The following is a 20,086-nucleotide window of genomic DNA, read 5'->3' as shown; positions in this document are numbered from 1 at the left end:
TAAGGGAGGGATAGAAATGAGTGGCAAAAAGCTTAAAAATAAAAAAAAGGTTTTTAGTTGGGAGAAGAAGAATCCATATTTATTATTGATTCCAGCATTTATAGCTATTTTTTTACTGCAGGTTCTTCCATTTATGGAAGCTATATATATGTCATTTCTTAGTGTAAAAGGTAACACACTAAGAAAATTTTTTAAAACCTTCACAGCTCCATTTGTTGGCTTGCAGAATTATTTGTTTGTAATTACCGGATCGAACGGTACTCTGACAGATTCTTTCCATACATCTATTTCTAAAACGGTTGCATATGTAATTATTGCCAATATCCTTACGTTGATAGTTGCTCTTATTATAGCACTTGCTTTAAACAGAAAATTTAAATTCAGTGGTTTAGCAAGAAGCCTTTTACTTCTTCCGTTTATAATGCCGGGTTTTGTAATAGAGACAGCTTGGCTTACTTTGCTTTCAAGGAATGATGGACTTGTTAATCAGGTTATTGTAGACTTATTTCATCTGGTTCCAGATAAAATACAGTGGTTTTCAGGCAACAGAGCATTTTGGGTAGTTATACTCATTACAGTCTGGCATTACTTTCCGCTGTTTGCTCTTTTCATGCTCTCAGGCCTTCAAAATATACCGAAAGATTACTATGAGGCTGCAGAAATTGATGGAGCCGGGCATTTTAAGAAGTTTACCAATATAACTCTGCCTTTATTAAGACCGGTACTGGCAATACTTATTTTCCTTGGAACAATTATAAATACATATGACTCATATAAGGTACTAGGAACCGAATTTTACAATGAAGCAGGCTGGTACTTTATCATGGATTATTTTAGGTATACTTATTTTACTCCGTGGTTTTATGGAAATGGAAGTGCCGGTACAATAATGGTTATGATTTGCGTAATTGCAGTAATTGCATTATGGTATTTATTTTTTAGAAAAGATTTTAATTCAGCTACAATAGATAGTGTTGTTAGCAAAAGTGAGAAAAGGAAGAGCATGCTTTTAGATAAAATTGGTGAATTCTTTGATGGGATTAGTTGCTGTGTATTAAGATTCTTTGAGAGTATAAATACAAAACTTGGAATTACCAATAAAGCAAGTGCTATTAAAAACTTTATTACATCGAAGGTTGGTTACCTTTGGCTGGTATTTTGGCCTATGTTGCTGATATTTGGTTATAGACACTTAACTTCAAATATTGGCCGCGAAGGTCTGTGGTATGATGAGTCGTACTCTGCTGCAATTATAAAGCATTCATTTACTGATATTATAAATATAACTGCCGGAGATAGTCATCCGCCGTTATATTTTATGATGCTTAAAGTCTTCAGTATGGTGTTTGGAAATTCTGAGAGCTCCTTAAGGCTATTATCTGCAATTGGAGTACTAGCACTTGCACTTTTAGGTGCAGGTCCTGTAAAAAGAGTTTTTGACAAATTTACCGGTGTAATATTTGCTTTACTTGTCACTATTATTCCTATGAGTCTATCAATAGGGCAGGATACAAGAATGTATACATGGGCTGCTTTCTTTGTTACAGGTTCAGTCCTATATGGGTATTTATCCGCCAAAGAAGGCAAAAAAACAGATTTTATCATGCTGGCACTCTTTTCAATTGCGTCAGCTTATATTCATTATTATGCTTTATTGGCAGTTACTATAGCCAATGTAATACTGTTTATTTACTTTCTCAAGACTTCAAATAAAAAGAAGTTATTCGTATATTTAATTTCCTCCGGGGCAGCAGTTGCGTGCTATATTCCGTGGGTATTAGCTTTGGTTTCACAAATTTCAAGAGTATCAAAGGATTTCTGGATACAATCAGTAGATGGAAATACTATATGGCACGCTTTACTATTTCCTTTTGAAGCAAAGTTCGATTCAGGTATGCCTTTTGTAGTTCCTTCTTTTATAGGAGCATTTATATTTATTGTGGCAGGAGTGTGGTCCACATTTAGAAATAAGGACAAAAAAGGTGCTTTGGCAGTGTATTCAATATCGGTTTATGTATTGACACTTGTTACAGCAGTCATTGTATCTAACCTGGTAAGACCTATATTTGTTACAAGATACATATTCCCGGTGGTAGGATTATTCTTGCTTCCAGTAGCTTATGGAATTACGAGAATGAAATACAAGGATTTTTCAATATTTGCAGTTGCTATTTTACTCATGTTTTCATTGGTACCTTATAGTAATATAAATAAGAACTATTATAATGGGCCTATTAAGGAATTAAAATACTATATGGACGAAAATATTAAGCCTAATGATGTTTTTGTCCATTATGATGAACATACCTTTGGAATCTTCTCATACTATTATCCTCAGTACAAACATTTCCTATGCTTGGAGAAAGGTGTAGCCGGCTATAGTGGTTATAAAGCTTTTGAGCCATCAGGGGTTACTGGATCGGATGTCAGCTCATTTATTAAAGGACATGACAATATCTGGCTTATTGGAAGGATAGGGGGAGGAAATAAGAGTGGCATATATTCATGCTTTAATTCAGGCATTTTAAGCTATAAGGATAATGATAAGATTATAAAGGTAGAAAACTCAGGATTTGTGTATACGGCAAGAAGAGTTTACCAAGGAAATGGGGAAGCCAATAACCCTTGTTCAAAGGGAAGTATCAAAGTTTCAATTGGCGGTATAAATACTAAGCCTGGTTCTATTGTAGTAAAATTATTTAATAAGGATGTTCCTATTGTTAATGAAAAGACTGGAGATATTATAGAAGATAATGTCTATATTACTAAAACAGTTGAAGCTGCCAATGGTAAAGCTGAATTAGTCTTGGAAGATATGCCGATGGGCGAATATTGTGCTATTGCATTCCATGACGAAAATAATAATGGTAAACACGATTGGAATATTGATGACAAGAATAATTATGAAGGCTACGGAATCACTGGTTATCTAAATGGCATGCCAAGCTTTGATACAGGAAGGTTTACTCTGGACTATTTTGAAACGGAAACCTTTATCCAATTGTATTATCCTCAGGATTACAGCAGCTATTGAGGTTTACTCTGAATTTCTTGGTCAAATAGAGGATAAGACACATTAAGTATAGAATACTTAACATAATACAAAGAATTATTGCAAAAACTAATTATTATAATAAAGTTTATTCGGAATTTGACGAAAATAATAGTAAGGAATAAAAACAAAATTGGAGGCGTGTTTTATGACTTCAGTGGAGCTTAGTGATTATTTATCAAAGGTTAGTGAATACATTGAATACTCATTTTACAAGAACTCATCAGAAATAATGGAAGCTATAATGAAAAAAGGATTTGGCAATGTTTTTGAAGTTGTAACCCTTAAAGAAGACAAAAAGGGAATCTTTGAATGTAAAACGTCCTGGAATATTGATGCAGGTGTCAAGTTTCTTAAGGATGTTGTTATTGATTTGACAGGTGAAATGGTATTTATAACTGAAGTTATCTAGAATTTAAGATATACTCATTTAAAGGGTGGTCGAGAATTATACCCGGCTGCCTTTTTTAATGCCTGAGAAAGTGCATTTCTTTCTGGCATCAAAAAAGTCTACCTAAAGGCTGTTTATTGCAGAGGAATACCCCAGCTATAAATCGGCGAAGCCGACTTTTTTATTTCTTCATGCATATCCTTACCTTCAACCCATAATTACCCAAAAATAATATTCAGCTATTATCTAATTGGACTCTATATATTTAATTTATATATTGACCGGTGTATATTTATGCGATATAATGCATAAATATACATAACAAAATTAAGGAGGGAACACCATGGACACTAACGAGCTTATGGAAAAAGCAAATAAATCAATACTTTATACAAGTAAAAAGCCGGACATCATTATGCAAAAGGGCAAAGGTATGTACCTATGGGACACGGAAGGAAAGAAGTACCTGGACTTTATGGGTGGATGGGCTGTCACATGCCTGGGACATTGTCCTGACGTGATGAAGGAGGCATTGATAAACCAAGGCAGTGAACTTATCAACGCAAGTCCGGCGTTTTACAACACACCATTGATCAAGTTCGCAGATTTACTTATACAGATATCAGCTTTTGACAGGGTATTCTTTACAAGTACCGGGGCAGAAGCAAATGAAGGGGCTATTAAACTTGCAAGAAAATATGGTGCAAAAAAGCTGAATGGAGCCTATGAGATAATCACAACTATAAATGGATTTCACGGAAGGACCTTGGCTACAATGTCGGCAACAGGGAAAAAGGTATGGGAAAAGCTTTATGCACCTAAGATACCAGGTTTTATTCATGTACCGTTTAACGATATTGATGCAGTAAAAAAGGCTATAAATAAGAATACATGTGCAGTTATGCTGGAGCCAATCCAAGGTGAAGGCGGAGTGAATGTAGCTAATGTAGAATATATAAAGGAATTGCGTTCTCTATGCGACCAAAATGGGGTACTTTTAATATTTGATGAAATTCAAACGGGCATTGGAAGAACCGGAAAGATGTTTGCGTATGAGCATTATGATATTGTACCTGATATTATGACACTTGCAAAAGGCATTGGGGGAGGTTATCCTCTAGCTGCAATGCTTACAAGGGAAGAGCTTAATATTTTTGAGCCTGGTGATCAAGGCGGAACTTATACAAATCAGCCTCTTGGCATGGCAGTAGGTTATGCAGTGGTAAAAGAAATTCTTGGTAAGAATATACTGGAAAATGTAAATATTCAGGGTGATTATATTGTGGAAGGTCTTAATGGGATAAAGAATGAATTTGGTTTTAAAGATATAAGGGGAAAGGGGCTTTTGATTGCAGTTGACTTGCCTTGTGATAATGCTGTGCAGGTAGTTAATGAATGTCTTGAAGATGGGCTTTTACTAAATGCTCCAAAGCCCCATACTTTGAGGATTATGCCTCCTTTAATTGTTTCGAAGGAAGATACGGATGAAATGCTGAAGATTTTAAATGGGGTTCTAAAGAAAGTCGCTGGATGAGTTGATTATTAGAATGGTAGAAAAATTTGTGGTGCTGTTCCACTAAGAAAATTTAGTGTAACAGCTCTTTTGTGTCTAAAAAACTATAAAATTGTTGCGTATAATATATATTTTATGTTAATATATAAATGAATATATAAACACATATAAACACATATATAAAAAGGCTAAGTGGTAGTTTGTTTGATTTATTAGTGGGGGTTATTGTAAGATATGAGTAGTTTATATTGTAATTTTCCCAAGCGCTCTAAAAAGTGCTTTGACCGACATTGTAAGATACTGGCAAGTTCATCATTCATTCCATCAAAGATAGTATCAAACGACGAAATAATTCAAAAGTTCAATTTTCCATTCAAAAGTTCAGCAATTTTTAAATCATTAGGTGTTGAAACACGCCATGTTGCAGAAGAACATATGGCTGATAGTGATGTTTTAAAGGAATCTTCCCAAAAGTGTCTCGATAAAATCGGTCTATCTCCGGAGAAGCTTTCTAGATTGATTGTGAATAAGTATTATGGAGATAATCTTCTTCCAATGACAGCGAGTAACTTGCTCAAAAAACTTGGAAGCAGAGTTGCTGTTCATTCTTTTGATATTGACGGGGGAGTTTCTGCATTTTTATATTCAGTAGATGTTATATCAAGGTTTATTAATACAGGAGATGATTATATACTCCTTGCTTCGGGGGGAGTAAATGCAAGATTAATGAATAAACATGATCCCAAAGTGGCTTTCCTTTTTGGAGATGCCTCAGCATCATTACTCTTTGGCTATTCAGAAGAAAAACATATCTTAGCATCTTATTTCTATACAAACCCACAATACTATGATTTAGCTCTGGCAAAAGCGGATCCGTTTGCTATGGATGCAGATTCCAATCTAATTTTAGATGAACAAAATTCAATAACTTTTGATTCTTATCATTTGGGAGACTTGAAAATTGCCGAAGATTTATACATAAAGGCTACAAGGGAGATATCTGATAATCTTCTTGATGAAAGCGGTCTTGATATGGATGATATTGATCTTGTATTGGTTACTGAAAATAGCAGGCAGATATGGGAATTAACTTTGGAAGCTTTAGGAGGAGTTAGTGAGGATAAAAGTATTTCAGTTCTTAAAAACTATGGTAATACAATGACTGCGATGCTTCCGTTACTGATTGACGTTGGTTTTGAAACTGGCAGAATACAACCTGAAATGCACATTATGCTGATTTCACATGGAGAAGGTATTAATGGCGGAGGGTTGATATATAAAGTTTAAATCGAGAAAAGAGTTCCACGTCTTCATGAGGATAATGTAAGTAGAAAGGAAGATATGTAATGTCATTTAAACCCCTTGTTACAATATTGAGGGAAGTTGTTTGTAAACAATATTTTGAGAGAATGCCGGAACCTGAAACTATTATGACAGGAGAAAAAGTTCAGGCCTTTGATGCAGAAGGAAATCCTGATGGTACAATGGCAGCACCGCATTTATATATTATATCCCAGGTATCAAGAACAATTTCGGGCTGCAAACGTGTATTAGACCTTGGTTGTGGCTCCGGACAGCTTTTATGCCAAGTAGCTGAAATTAACCCGGAAATTCATTTTACAGGAGTCGATCTATCGGAGGAAATGCTTAAAAGAGCAAAGATAAGAGCAGAAAGCATGAATTTGTCTAATGTTGAATTCATCAAACAAGATTTTACGGAAGTGCAAGGTCTGCAAGATAAACGAATTGATGGAATTATGTGTGTATATGCTTTACATCACCTGAATGACCTTCAATCCTTGAAAAAATTTTTTAAGGCTGTTAATAGTTTGGTAAATCAGGATACTTCAATTTTTATTTTTGACTTTTGCAGGTTGCATTCCGAAAAATCAATTGATTTCTTTGTTGAATATCGTGGTGGAGAACGGCCGCTTAGTCGTGAAGATTTTCGTAATTCTCTTAAAGCAGCTTTTTCATTAAATGAATTTAAAATGTTGCTGGATGAAGAACTTCAGCGAAAAGTAGATTTTTTTTCTACTCGAGTCATGAAGTTTTGTTTGATGATAAAAACTAAAGAAAAATTTATTTCTGAAGAAAAGCTAGATAAAATTGATCAGAAATTATCTTTGCTTTCGCAAAGAAATCAGAAGATCTATAATAATGCATTTTGTAAACAAATTTGTAAAATAGGTTAATAATAAAGTTAATAAAGTTTAAATTAGGGGGATGTATAATGGATTACAATGAAGTTTATGAAAAAACAAAGGCATTGATTGTTGATTATTTAAAGATTAACAGCAGTGAGCTAAAACCTGAAACAAATCTGGTAAATGATTTGTTTGCTGACTCTATTGCATTGGTAGAATTGGGATTTCAGTTTTCTGAAACCTTCAATATACCTATGATTGAGGCAAAACCGGAACTGTTTGTTATGAAAGATCTAGTCAGCCATATTTTTAATGTATTAAGTGAATAGAATTTGTACTTAACAATAAATTTTAAGTTATCAGGTATAACTAATTTGGAGGAATTATGGAAATAGATATTCAGTTTCCAGATATCAAGCCACTAAATGTCAAGAGACAGGCAAAAATCATATCAATGGGAGTTGGACTACCTGAACGTGTTGTATCTAACCAGGAAATAATCGATAAATATAATATAATTGCTACCGACAGGGCTGTAAAATTTTCAATTGGGATTAGCGAAAGAAGATGGATTAACAGTGATGAAAGTCTCGAAGGATTAATGGCTAAAGCGGTAAGGCAATGTCTTAACAAAGCAGAAATAAGTATTGAACAGGTGGATAAGGTTATATACACAAAACTTCTTGGTGATTATCAAATACCTGCGCTATCTGTTGCCCTTTTAAAAGAACTTGGAACTACGGTGGGAATTCCAGCTTTTGATATATCGTCTGCCTGCAGCGGATTTATGCATGCAATGGATCTAGCCGTTAGAAGTATTGCTTCAGGTGATGAATATGTTCTGGTAATTGGTGGAGGAACTAGTTCGAAAGGAATACAAAGGTGGAACAAACCAAATCCCAAGACCATATTTCTTTATGGAGACGGAATTACAGCCATGCTTTTAGGAAGGTCAGATACAAAACATTTTATATCTTCTTATATTTTTACCAATCCAGTATTCTATAATATTGCCTATATACCTTATGGTACAAGCACTTTAAGAGATGGAATTAAAGAAATCGATTATAATATGTTTGATATGAGAATTGATAATGGAAATCTAATAATGGAAAGCTCTGTTGAGCATGCAAAAGTAGTTTGTGAAAAACTTCTGATGGATGCAGGTCTTACCTTAAATGATATAGACTTTTTTGTTACATCTGATCAGTCTACCGTAATATGGGAAGCTCAATTGAAAGCTCTTAATATTCCAAAGGAAAAAAGCATAAGTTGTTTCCATAAATATGGGAACACTGTTGCAAGTATGAGTCCATTAAACCTGTATGAATTAATCGAAACAGGAAGGCTTAAAAGAGGGAATATTGTAATGATGCACGGACATGGTGCAGGAGCCAGCAGTGGTGGATTTATATTTAAATATTAAATTCTATATAAAAAATTTTATTTTTGGGGGGAATGTATAAGGTGAATTATTGTGAGCTTTTATTTGGTACACAAGAGGAATACCTGGATAGAGAAGCTGTTATTGACGGTGAAAACGGAAGAAGAATTACTTACAGGGGGTTAAAAGAAGAGGTATTAAGAGTTGCAGCTTTCTTGAAAGAAAAAGGATATAAACCTGGCACAATTATTTCCATGCACCTGTATAATAGTGCAGAAGCTGCTGTTGTACTTCTTGCAGTCGAATATATCGGATGTGTTATTTGTCTGGTAGACCCTTTATTTAAACCGTGTGAACTCAATTATTATGTTAAGGATTCCGATTCGAAATGTTTGATAACTTACCTTAAAAAGGAGGACGTTCCTTTAGAAGAGGGACTTGAAGTGGATATAATCAATGTCAGAGAGATTGAAGAAGCATGCAAGATACCGCTGGCAGACTATTCCCGGGTTGAGGAATATTATAATTTTGAAGAAGATGACTTGGCTATGCTTATATATACATCAGGTTCAACATCAACACCTAAAGGGGTTATGCTGACAACTGGATGTTTTTTCACGTTTTTAAGAAAAAATAGAGAATCAAAGTACCCCTATGACCCGGATGACAGGCTACTGTGCTTTGTTCCTTTCTCACATGCTTACGGATGTGTTTCACTTTTTGCTCCTTCTATGGAAGGAAAAGCAGCAATTGTCTTTTTAAGGTCATTTCAACCGGTTAGAATTGCAAAAGTGATTGACGACGAGAAAATTACCCATATTTTCGGAGTGCCTACCCATTACCAGCAATTATTGAGATATGAAGCATTTTATGTTCAACTCAGAAAACTTAAAAAAGCTTTTTGTGCAGCTGCACCTTTAAATTATGATACAGCATTGTCATGGTATAAAAACATAGGTATTTACCTTGATGAAGGGTTGGGGCTTTGTGAAGCAACTACACTGATTACATCAAGACGTGACATGCTGCCTGAACCTGCCGGAAATGTTGGATTTCCAGCTAAAAGTGTACTTGTAGTTGAGGTTGCAGACCAACAAGGACAAATATGCGAGGATGGTGTTATTGGTGAAATCCGTGTTAAAGGGCCGGGTTTGATGCTGGGGTATTATAAGAGACCTGAAGAAACTGCAGAAAGGCTGAGAGACGGATATTTATATACGGGGGATCTTGGATACCGCAGGAGTGACGGTTCTTTTGTCTTATGCGGAAGAAGAACAGAGTTCATAAATGTAGCAGGTCTAAAAATTTCACCAATAGAGATTGAAGCGGTATTAAATTCACACCCTGATGTAGTAGATTCAGCAGTAGTGGGTGTAGAAGATAGCTTGTATGGAGAAGTTGTCAAAGCTTTCGTTGTACTCAAAGAAGATAGAAATACACAAGATCGTGACTTGATTAGATATGCTTCAGAGAAGCTCGCAAATTTAAAAATACCTAAGAGTATCACATTTCTAGCAGAGTTCCCAAGAAATAATATAGGCAAAATTGATAAAAAGGCTTTAAAAAATATGTAAATCGTGAAAATGATTTTACAAGGACAAATTTAATTTTCACGATAATTAATTAAGGAAATTGAAGCGCGATGTAAAAGCTTTATCGCGTTCAATACATGTAATCAATAGAGAAAAAATAGAATGTGAGAACAATATAACTGGGGGGAATAAAAATGAATAAATATTATTATCCAGAGGAAAGAATCGCAGTAGTTGCTATGGGAGGTTATTTTCCGGATGCAATTGATTTGAATACATTCTGGAACAATATAATAACAAAAAGGGTATCTATAAGAGATATACCGGAAGAATATTTTAATGGAAGCATATATTACAGGCCTGAAGTCTTTGGGAAATCTGATAAGAAGGATAAATCATATACAAAAATTGCGGCTGTAGCAAGGTTGGATGATTATTTACATTTGTGCAGAAAGTATAAAATACCGCCTACGACAGCTGAACAAATGGATCCGAATCAACATGTTGCGATGCTCTGTGTGGATCAGGCATTGAGCTCGCTAAAGAGTGTTCTGCCTAAGGAGCGTACGGCGGTAATATTCGGTACTGGAGCTCCAGGCATACAGAATGATAATATTATAAGAAGAGTTTTCTTTCAGGAAATTGAAGACTATCTTAGAAACAAATCTGAATTGGGGTCTAAAATAAATGCAGAACAATTAGATGAAATTATAGGTGGGTTATCACAAAAGGTGCTGAAAAATACAATTCCAATTACTGAAGATAGTGCACCTGGAATGCTGCAGAATATTACTGCTGCAAGAATATCCAATATATTTGATTTCCATGGACCGTCATTTACAGTTGATGCTGCTTGTGCTTCAACGCTCACAGCAGCTTCACTTGGAATTTCAGGGTTGTTGAACCATGAATATGATGCAGTAATAACGGGTGCTGCTGAAGTTTCGTTAAGTGAACCAGGCTTTGTTGCCTTTTCAGGTATTAACGCACTATCTCCTGTTGGTTCATATCCATTTGACGAAAGGGCTAATGGATTTGTTATGGGTTTTGGGGGTGGAGTACTGGTTCTAAAAAGATTGGGAGATGCTCTAAGGGACCAAGATAATATAATTGCGCTAATTTCCGGTTATGGGCAGGGAAGTGACGGTAAAGGAAAAGCTATTGCAGCTCCAAGTGAAGAAGGACAAGTTCGTGTAATACAGGCCGCAGCAAGAATGGCGGACTATCCTATTGATACTGTGGAGTTAATTGAGGCTCATGGAACTGGAACAATTGTTGGAGATGTAATTGAGATAAGCGCATTGAAAAAGGCTTTCCAGGGGCTTGGTGCTACAAAACAAAACTATTGTGGAGTCAGTTCTGTAAAATCAAATATCGGCCATCTAAGAACTGCTGCAGGAGCTCCAAGTTTAATAAAAACTGCATTTGCATTACATAATAAAATTCTTCCGCCTGTAGCAGATGTTCAGAGAATAAATCCAAAACTCCAGTTGGAAGGATCACCGTTTTACATTTTAACCGAGCAAAAACACTGGCAGGAGTCCAAAGAGCATCCTAGAAGAGCCGGCGTCAGTTCATATGGTTTTGGGGGCAGTGATTTTCATATTGCCATGGAAGAATACAGGACAGAGTTCCTCCCTAAAATATATCCTTTGCAAGGTGCACGAAAAGTAGAAGGTAGCACTTTGCTGGAAGTTAAAAACAGTGCTTGTAATCAGGTTGTATTCTTTTCAGGAGATACATTGGATGAGATTAATGCTTCATATTCGGAGTTTTGTCAAAAACTTAACAGTCAGCTTCAATATGGACAGGCTGTATTTTTAAATAATGCCGCTGCCTGTGCAAAAAAAGAGTGGAGAGCTGCCATCAGTGCTAAAGCGGCAGAAGAACTTAAAGAAAAATGGGATTTATTGATGAAGTCTTTGAATGAAGGTAAGATGGAAAACCTTTCGGCTCTTCAACTTAAAGGTATATACTTTGGTAAAGGTGAACCCATATCATCTGATAAGATGGCATTGATGTTTCCGGGGCAGGCTTCTCAATATCCTGATATGTTAAGGGAAATCCGTGATAATTATTCGGCAGTTGAAGTTTTTTATATGCAGGCTGATGCAATGTGGAAAGCAAAATACGGATATCCACTTATGCCTGTTATTTTCGGTGACAACAAAGAGCAGTTGGAGAAGGAATTAAAAAATACCAAAAACACTCATCCGGCAATGTTTTTAAGTAATATTGCAATATATAAGATGTTAAGTGAATGTGGCGTTAAGGCAGATTACATGATAGGCCATAGCTTAGGTGAAATTACCGCACTTTATGCGGCAGGAATGCTTGATCTGAAATCAGCTATTGAGCTGGTTGGTGCCAGAGGATTTTCGTTTGATGGCATTCCAGAGTCCGAAAGAGGCCGTATGGTGAGTGTTAAGGCAGAGAAAATAAAAGTGGCCGAAATGATTCAAAATAGCGAATCAAAAGTAAGTATTGCCAATATTAATTCTCTGGAGCAAACAGTTGTTGGTGGAAGTGATAATGAAGTTAATAAATTTGTAGAGTATTTAAGTGGGAATAATATAGCTTACACTGTTTTAAAAGTATCACATGCCTTCCATACAGACCTCACTGAGAGGGCTGCCGATAGTTTTTACAATAAAATATCAAACATTGAATTTGATGCTTCAAAAACCAAGGTTATGGCATGCCATCTTGTTGATTTTTACCCTGGTACAAGGGAACAACTCAAGGATATGCCGAACGTTCTAAAGAGCCAGATACTTTCTTCAGTTAACTTTGTAGATTCCATAAAGAAGCTTTATGATTTGGGAGTAAGACTATTCATTGAAACAGGTCCGTCAACTGTGTTGACAAACCTTGTCAGAAGCATTCTGCAAGACAGTGATGTGAAGGTGATTTCTACAAATAACAGGAAAAAGGACTCTGTTGAAGCTTATCAGTGTGCATTAGCCGAGTTGTTTGCATATGGAGTTGATTTATGTACCATACCGACAAAGGAAACTCTTGGATTGACTGAGATAAAAACTATTTCAGTTCAAAAAGTCCTTGAAGAAGCTCCGGAAGCGGTTAAGCCTGTGAATATGCAGCAGATTGCGATAAATTCAAATAATCAGGTTGTTATGCCTAAGGAAAGTTTGGTTTACAGCGGAGTATCTATTGGATTACCGGGCAGCTTCAAAAAAGTATTCAGTGATGAAAATTTCAAGTATCTGCTTGAAGGAAAGAATCTTATCGAGATGCTTACCGATGATGAAATGCAAAGTATGCTTGATTTAAATATAACAAGGTTGATAAAAACAGAAAGCGGCTCGACTTATAAAAGCCTTACAGCAATAAATGAAGTTATTCAACTGGCAGGAAAGTTTGGAAAAATAGATATGTTGAATGATTACCTTGTAGATGAAAAAACTATAAGACAAATGACTTTCGCTGTATGTGCCGGAGTTGCAGCTGGTTATGAGGCATTAAAGGATGCAGGAATTCCTCTTGTACAGGAACAGATAAAGACTTCATCAGGGCATTACTTGCCTGGAAGATATGTTCTGCCGGAAGAAATGCAGGAGGATACAGGAATTATTTTTGCTAACGGGTTCTTGATGATTGAGCCATTTATTGAAGAAACTTCAAAGTTTATTGCAAGTAAATTCGGAGCAAAGACCAGAAACGACTTGATTCATTTTTATGAGGGAGTTGTCACCAGAATAAGTGATCCTAATTCCAGAAAAATACTGACCGACTGGTTTACTATCCAATATTCGAGACTTCTTAACAACTGTGGTGAAGAAGATATATATAAATTCAATCATGAGTTTATGTCACAAATATCTTCAAGAGCAAATAACAGGCTTGCCCAGTTTATTGGCGCAAAGGGACCGAATTTCCATCTCAGTGCAGCCTGCAGTTCAACAGTAAGTGCCGTAACTCTGGCTGAAGATTTGATCAGAAGCGGACATGCAAAAAGGATGATTATTATTGGTGCGGAAAATCCGGGTTCTAAAGCTGCTTTACCATGGATGGGGGCTTCCTTCCTGAGTACAGGTTCAGCTACCGATTCAGGAGATGTTTATGAAGCAGCGGTTCCTTTCGATAATAGAAGGAATGGAATGATTTTGGGTTCCGGCGCCGTAGGACTGGTAATAGAAAAAGAATCGGATGTATCAAATAGAGGTATGGACGGGATATGCCGTATTATTGGAACTCATATGTTTAATACTGCCGGGCATCAGGTTAAGATTGATGGTAAAGAATTCAGTATTCAACTGGATAGATTCCTAAATAAAATGGAAAGTGAGCACGGAATCAATAGAAATACGATTGCTCCTAAAACCGTTTATTACTCCCATGAGACCTATTCTCCAAGAAAAGGAGGCTGCTCAATTGCTGAGAAGCAAGCATTGCACCATGCTTTTGGAGAAAAGTTCAGAGAATTGAAGGTTATCAACACTAAGGGAATGACCGGACATACCCTTGGAGCATCAATTGAGGAAGCTGTTGCTGCTAAGTGTCTGCAATACCAGAAGATTCCTCCTGTTGTAAATTACAGAGAACCTGATCCGGAACTTGAAGGGTTAAATCTGTCAGAGGGCGGAAATTACAATTTTGATTACATTTTAAGGATAGTTGCAGGTTATGGGGCTCAAGGTAATTTCCATTTGCTGCAAAAGCTGGCGAACGGGGATAACAGATTCAGCGATAAGAATAAATATCAACAGTGGCTGGCTAATATAACGTCATCAGAAGCAGCTGAGTTGAAAAATATGGGCAGAATTTTGATAGCGGAAGGTAATAGAATTGGAATACAAAGAGTAGAAAATAATCTGCAGCAGCCAAGTATTGAAAGGGAAGAAACAATCAGTGCTAAGGTGCCAATGGCACCACAACAGGATAAGGTTGAATTAATTGTTCCAAAAGCAGATACTTTAATGAATGCAAGTATCAAAGATGAGATATTGAACATATATTCCAGTGTGACAAAATATCCTAAGGATATGCTTGATCTATCGATGGAGATGGAAGCGGATCTGGGAATTGATACTGTAAAGCAGGCGACTATATTCTCAATGATTTCCGATAAATTCAATTTGGCTCCTGAACAAGGTGTAAGACTATCCAATTATCCTACAATAGGTGATGTGGTTAACCTGATTTGCCAAATGAATGGCAGTGAAGAACAAGCTATGGTAGAAAAAGTACAGGATTCTGTTGAAACTGGTAATTCATCGGAAGGTTTGTTTGATTGCTCCTCGGACGTATTTCAAGTAATATCTGAAATTACCAAGTATCCTGCTGACATGTTGGATAGGGACATGGAGATGGAAGCGGATTTAGGAATTGACACTGTCAAACAGGCCACGATATTTTCTATACTCGGTCAGAAATATGGTGTTAGTGAAGAAATGTCCAAAAATGTTTCAATGTACAGGACGATTGATTCTGTAATTAAATTTATAGAGCAAAATCAAAAGACCGGTACAGGTAAATCAGTTGTGGGCAATAGTCCTGAAGAGAAAAATAGAACATCTATAAATAAGGCTGCAATCGAGACAGTGGGGCAATCAAAAACCATTGTTAAAAATACTGAGCTTAAAGAAGATTCAAAAAGTATTAACCATCAGGTATTAGCATTGATTTCAGAGATAACGAAATATCCTAAGGATATGCTGGAGTTGGAAATGGAGATGGAGGCAGACCTGGGGATTGACACTGTAAAGCAGGCTACTATATTTTCAATGATTGGTGATAAATTTGAGATTGGTAAAGAGAAGTTCAAGAATATCTCACAATATAAAACTATTGGTGCTATTATCAATATGATTGAGGAGTCTTTGGATAATAACGTAAAAGCAGATGATGAGGTTCTGAAAGTCAATAATGCAGAAAGTGACATAACTTATGAAGATGAATTAATTAAAACCGATGATGATAGCAAAATGCTTTCACTTCATATTCCTGTTTTTGTTGAAGAAGCTTTGGGTGTGCCCGATTATGAAATCAAAGATAAAAATATCTGGTTATTGGGAGATGATGATAAGACTGTTCAGAGGGTCTTAAAACATTTCAAGGAATATTCATATAATGTAAATAGCTTTGTGTTTGAAAAGAATTTCTCAAAAGGAGAGTTGGAAGGCAAAATAGCTCAATTTGTAAAAAATCCTGTAGATGTAATTGTCGATTGTACCCATCTTGGAGGAGCAATCGAGTTTGACAAAATGACAGGAGATGAAGAAGAGCAAATGCTGTTTTTAAGCAGTGAAGCCAGGTTTTATTTCTATAAAAAACTTTCAGAAGTTTTGGCCGAACCGCAGTTAAGAATACTTTGCCTTGTTAATATTGACGGATGCCATGGATATGCCAATGAGCAGGAAATAAACGATCCTTTTTACGGCGCTATTGGCGGATTTTATAAGGGGCTTCGCAAAGAGTGGCCAAAATCAAGTATAAAGGTTATTGATTTAGGCTGTGAACAAGTATCAGATATACCTGAGGAGAGCATGTCAAATATAGTTAAGGAAGCTCAAGAGAGTTCACTTGATTATGAAATAGGCTACCAAAACGGGGAAAGGAAAGTTCTAAAGATTGATATTCCTGATAGGGCAGAGTATAAAAACATTGAACTGCCCGAAAAGCCACATTTCCTCATTACTGGCGGAGGTTACGGAATTACAGCTGAGATAGTCAAGGGGTTATGTCAAAGGTTTAATGGAGGTAAATTCACTATATTAGGGCGTACACAGCTTCCTGAGAATGTTAGGGAACTATCGCAGCTTGATGAAAATGCTCTGGAACAAAAAAAGACGCAAATTCACAGTAAATTAAAGGAAGAAGGGAAAAAAGTAACCCCTGCATTGGTCCAAAGTGAATTTGATAAAATTGTAAAGGCAAATTCGATCTATCAGTTAATCGACTATGTCGAAAAAGCTGGTGGAAAAGCTTTATATGTACCATGCGATGTAAGAAATTATGATAGCATGAAGGGTGCAATGCAGGAAGCATTGAACCAAAATGGTGCCGTACATATTGCTGTTTATGCTGCAGGGATTGAAAAAAGCAGGTTAATAAAGCAAAAGACTTACGAGGAGTTTAAAGAAGTATTTTCTGTAAAAGCACAAGGTCTTTGCAATCTGTATAGATTGCTGGACTTAAATGACCTTAAGGCATTTGTAGGTTTTTCATCCGTTTCGGGCAGATTTGGAAATGAGGCACAGTTGGATTATTGCAGTGCAAACAACTTTATAAACAGTTTTATGGGAATGATTAAATCAAAGTATAAATCAGTACATGCTTTAAGCATTGCTTGGTCTGGTTGGAAAGATACCGGAATGGCGTGGAGAAATGAGTTTGTTAAAAATCATTCGGAAGAGTTAGGTTTACATCTGATTGAAGTTAAAAGGGGAACAGAGGCATTTGTTGAGCTTTTAACCAACGGAATAAACTCTCACGAAGTTATTGTCAGTAATGGGTTGCGTCATTTTGCCCATAACGGAATGATGAAATGCCCGGTGGAGGAAACACCTCTTTTGGACTGGGTATCGAAAACAAATGGAAAGTATGATAAAGGACATAAGGTACTTTCGGTTAAAACAGATCCGATTATTGACCAGCACAGACTTGGAACAACGCCAATAATGCCGGCGGTAGGCTTTTTGGAAATGTGCGCAGAATTTCACAGTATTAATTTCGGCCGTAAAGAACAGTATTGCTTCAGAAATGTTAAATTGAATAACGGCTTGAAATTGTACCATGAGAACCCTCAGGAAGTGATTTTAACTATCACTGATGAACCCAAGAATGGAAGCTTTTCAATAGCTTCGCACACTTATCTTAAATCAAAGTTTGGAATAACAAATCGTATTGAACTGAACAGTATGGAGGTAAGTGACAAGATCGGAGATTATTTATCTTTACTGGAAATAAGAAATATCGAAAATGAAACAATGGAGATGTTGTATCAGAAAGATATGATGTATGAATACAATACAAAAATACCAAATTCCATACATGTAGGGCCATTATTTATGAGTCAGGTCAAGGAGGACGGCACTATAAAAAGGGGCAAAAATGGAGTGGTATATTCGACAGTGCTGCCACCGGAGCAGATTAGCAATAAGAAGTATCAATTGGATAAATTATTGATAAATCCTGCATTTATGGACTCGGTATTTCAGGTTTGTGCAATTCATACTTTGATTGAAATCAAGAGAGTTTATCTGCCATGGCAAATTGAAGAGCTTGGAGTAGTAAAAGTTCCGAAAGAACCTTGCCAGTATAAAGCATATTCGAAAATTACGAATGAATCGGATGATGCTAAAACCTATGATGTTATTTTTCTTAATGAAAATGATGAAGTGTGTTACTATGCTAAAAATGTTGTTATGAAGAGAATAAATCTGTAGGATGGTAAACTTTTCACGTTAGTATATCGCATTTGCATATAAAAATTGTGCCCACCTGTTAGTTGAGGTGGGCACAATTTTTATAGAGCTATATAAACTTAAAATCTACTCATAAATTAAGGTTCGATGAGGCTATTGGAGCTTGCTTGAACATCTTTTGCAAAATCAGCAATTGTTTGGAAAGATTTATCAAGCTCATCCAAAACGTCGGAAATACCTAATATATCTGATGAAGTCGTCTTAAATTCAGAAAGTGTCTCTCCCATGACAGATTTTATATTTTGAATATAATCTTCCAGCTTCCTTATAAGTTTTTCGGATTGCATTATTTCATCTATAACAGAATTCTGACTGCTAAACATTTTCGAAAAATCTCCCTTGGTATTTTCCAAAAGTTCCATGGTAGCGCAGATATTTGCTTCTGTAAAATTAACAGCTTCTATAGATTGATTGGTTCTTTCAATCATTTTACTCAAAATATCGGTAATGGTTTTGGTAGAAGCATTAGTCTGATCTGCCAGCTTCCTGATTTCTGTTGCTACAACTGCAAATCCTTTTCCTGCTTCTCCAGCCCGGGCTGCTTCAATAGAAGCATTTAAAGCCAATAGATTAGTTTGATCTGATACAGCATTGATAATCTCTAGAGCTTCATTTATTTCCATATTGTTCTGCCTTATATATTCAAACTGAGTTATGGTCTGTTGATTAGATGTATTGATAGTGTTAACTTTATTAACGATATCATCTATATTGTTCTGATTCTTTCCAGTAATGTAACTCATAGACTCTGTTAGTTCTATAATTGCAGTAGAATTTTCCATAGTTTTATCAATATGCGCCTTAATCTGATCTATAAAATCTTGACTTTCTTCAGCTTTAGCAGCCATAGTTTCGGACTTTGATGAAATGGAGCATGCTGTCTTTGAAATATCAGTTACTGAATCACGGCTGTGATATATGTAGCTATACAAATCATTAATGTTTTTATTGATATTTCCGGCGTTGGTCATAACTTTATTCAATAAGGCTTCACTGTTTTCACTTTGTTCCAATGCACTGTTTAATATACTGTTTGTCTTTTTAGCCAGAAACATGAACATATAACCAAACCCTATTAGCTGTATTATATAATATTCAGTGGAACCCATAGCTAATTTCTTTGTAAATACAACATCATCCAGAATAAGCTTTCCATTATATAACAGATACAAGAAAAAGGACATTGCTATTAAGGATGGAATCTTAATAAACAGCAATTTTTTTAGAGTCTTTGAGTCATAGTACATTGCTCCGATAACAAATGGAAGCACCAGTGCCGGTGTAGCATAAACCCAGGAGCTCATGTATAATCCAACCGAAATAAGTTCTGTAGAAATCAGCAGAACACTAATAAAATTCTTCTTACCTTTTGAGAACTTATTATAAAAAAGCGGAATTAGCGCGGCTAATCCAGATAGAAGGATTAAACAATCCCCGGCATCTGCTTTTCCTTTTTTATTTATTTCGACAAGAATAAAGTCAAGTACAGAAAGAATCGAAAGGAATTTCATACATTTTAATGAAAAGGCATCGGATTCCTTACGACTTCTGGCAATAATATCTTTTGAACTCATATATAATAGCCTCCCATAATAATATATACCAAGCTTATATGCTGGA

Annotated in this window: 10 protein-coding genes; 9 read left to right on the top strand and 1 reads right to left on the bottom strand. The window is 35.9% G+C overall.

The annotated features are described in order from the left end of the window. Positions 1-16 precede the first annotated feature (16 nt). The 9 genes from ACECE_RS29680 to ACECE_RS0219620 all read left to right on the top strand — a co-directional run bounded on the left by ACECE_RS29680 (position 17) and on the right by ACECE_RS0219620 (position 18,427). Positions 17-3,034, top strand: coding sequence for an ABC transporter permease subunit (locus ACECE_RS29680; protein ID WP_010250342.1), 3,018 nt, complete (start codon positions 17-19; stop codon positions 3,032-3,034). A gap of 166 nt (positions 3,035-3,200) precedes the next feature. Further along, positions 3,201-3,464, top strand: a complete 264-nt coding sequence (locus ACECE_RS0219655) for a hypothetical protein (RefSeq protein WP_010250340.1) — start codon at positions 3,201-3,203, stop codon at positions 3,462-3,464. Between the two features lie 322 nt (positions 3,465-3,786). Further along, positions 3,787-4,977 carry an aspartate aminotransferase family protein gene (locus ACECE_RS0219650; protein ID WP_010250337.1) on the top strand — a complete coding sequence of 397 codons (1,191 nt, stop codon included), beginning with the start codon at positions 3,787-3,789 and terminating at the stop codon, positions 4,975-4,977. A gap of 213 nt (positions 4,978-5,190) precedes the next feature. Further along, positions 5,191-6,243, top strand: coding sequence for a 3-oxoacyl-ACP synthase III family protein (locus tag ACECE_RS0219645; protein WP_010250334.1), 1,053 nt, complete (start codon positions 5,191-5,193; stop codon positions 6,241-6,243). Between the two features lie 59 nt (positions 6,244-6,302). Further along, positions 6,303-7,151 carry a class I SAM-dependent methyltransferase gene (locus ACECE_RS0219640; RefSeq protein WP_010250332.1) on the top strand — a complete coding sequence of 283 codons (849 nt, stop codon included), beginning with the start codon at positions 6,303-6,305 and terminating at the stop codon, positions 7,149-7,151. Positions 7,152-7,189: 38 nt separating this feature from the next. Beyond that, entirely contained in the window at positions 7,190-7,432 is a 243-nt protein-coding gene (locus ACECE_RS0219635; RefSeq protein WP_010250331.1) for an acyl carrier protein, read from the top strand. Between the two features lie 56 nt (positions 7,433-7,488). Then, positions 7,489-8,529: a ketoacyl-ACP synthase III gene (locus ACECE_RS0219630; protein ID WP_010250329.1), complete on the top strand. Its 1,041-nt coding sequence runs from the start codon at positions 7,489-7,491 to the stop codon at positions 8,527-8,529. A 32-nt stretch (positions 8,530-8,561) separates the two neighbouring features. Next, complete coding sequence (locus tag ACECE_RS0219625; protein WP_235715975.1) at positions 8,562-10,061, top strand: class I adenylate-forming enzyme family protein; 1,500 nt, start codon at positions 8,562-8,564, stop codon at positions 10,059-10,061. 152 nt (positions 10,062-10,213) lie between these two features. After that, the gene (locus ACECE_RS0219620) at positions 10,214-18,427 is read left to right on the top strand and encodes a type I polyketide synthase (protein WP_010250325.1); all 8,214 of its coding nucleotides are present in this window, start codon (positions 10,214-10,216) and stop codon (positions 18,425-18,427) included. A 116-nt stretch (positions 18,428-18,543) separates the two neighbouring features. On the opposite strand, the gene ACECE_RS31935 is transcribed toward ACECE_RS0219620, so the two are convergent. Beyond that, a complete protein-coding gene (locus ACECE_RS31935) occupies positions 18,544-20,040 on the bottom strand; it encodes a methyl-accepting chemotaxis protein (protein ID WP_010250323.1) in 1,497 nt (498 codons plus the stop codon). Positions 20,041-20,086: the final 46 nt, after the last annotated feature.

Source organism: Acetivibrio cellulolyticus CD2 (assembly GCF_000179595.2).
Classification (GTDB): Bacteria; Bacillota; Clostridia; order Acetivibrionales; family Acetivibrionaceae; genus Acetivibrio; species Acetivibrio cellulolyticus.
Note: the sequence above shows the minus strand (reverse complement) of the source record. Positions and strands in the feature narration are given on the sequence as shown.

Coding starts and splice junctions, on each gene's coding strand:
- ACECE_RS0219625 (WP_235715975.1), top strand. CDS start 8,562: ATGTATAAGGTGAATTATTGTGAGCTTTTATTTGGTACACAAGAGGAA.
- ACECE_RS0219650 (WP_010250337.1), top strand. CDS start 3,787: ATGGACACTAACGAGCTTATGGAAAAAGCAAATAAATCAATACTTTAT.
- ACECE_RS0219655 (WP_010250340.1), top strand. CDS start 3,201: ATGACTTCAGTGGAGCTTAGTGATTATTTATCAAAGGTTAGTGAATAC.
- ACECE_RS0219645 (WP_010250334.1), top strand. CDS start 5,191: ATGAGTAGTTTATATTGTAATTTTCCCAAGCGCTCTAAAAAGTGCTTT.
- ACECE_RS0219630 (WP_010250329.1), top strand. CDS start 7,489: ATGGAAATAGATATTCAGTTTCCAGATATCAAGCCACTAAATGTCAAG.
- ACECE_RS0219620 (WP_010250325.1), top strand. CDS start 10,214: ATGAATAAATATTATTATCCAGAGGAAAGAATCGCAGTAGTTGCTATG.
- ACECE_RS29680 (WP_010250342.1), top strand. CDS start 17: ATGAGTGGCAAAAAGCTTAAAAATAAAAAAAAGGTTTTTAGTTGGGAG.
- ACECE_RS0219640 (WP_010250332.1), top strand. CDS start 6,303: ATGTCATTTAAACCCCTTGTTACAATATTGAGGGAAGTTGTTTGTAAA.
- ACECE_RS31935 (WP_010250323.1), bottom strand. CDS start 20,040: ATGAGTTCAAAAGATATTATTGCCAGAAGTCGTAAGGAATCCGATGCC.
- ACECE_RS0219635 (WP_010250331.1), top strand. CDS start 7,190: ATGGATTACAATGAAGTTTATGAAAAAACAAAGGCATTGATTGTTGAT.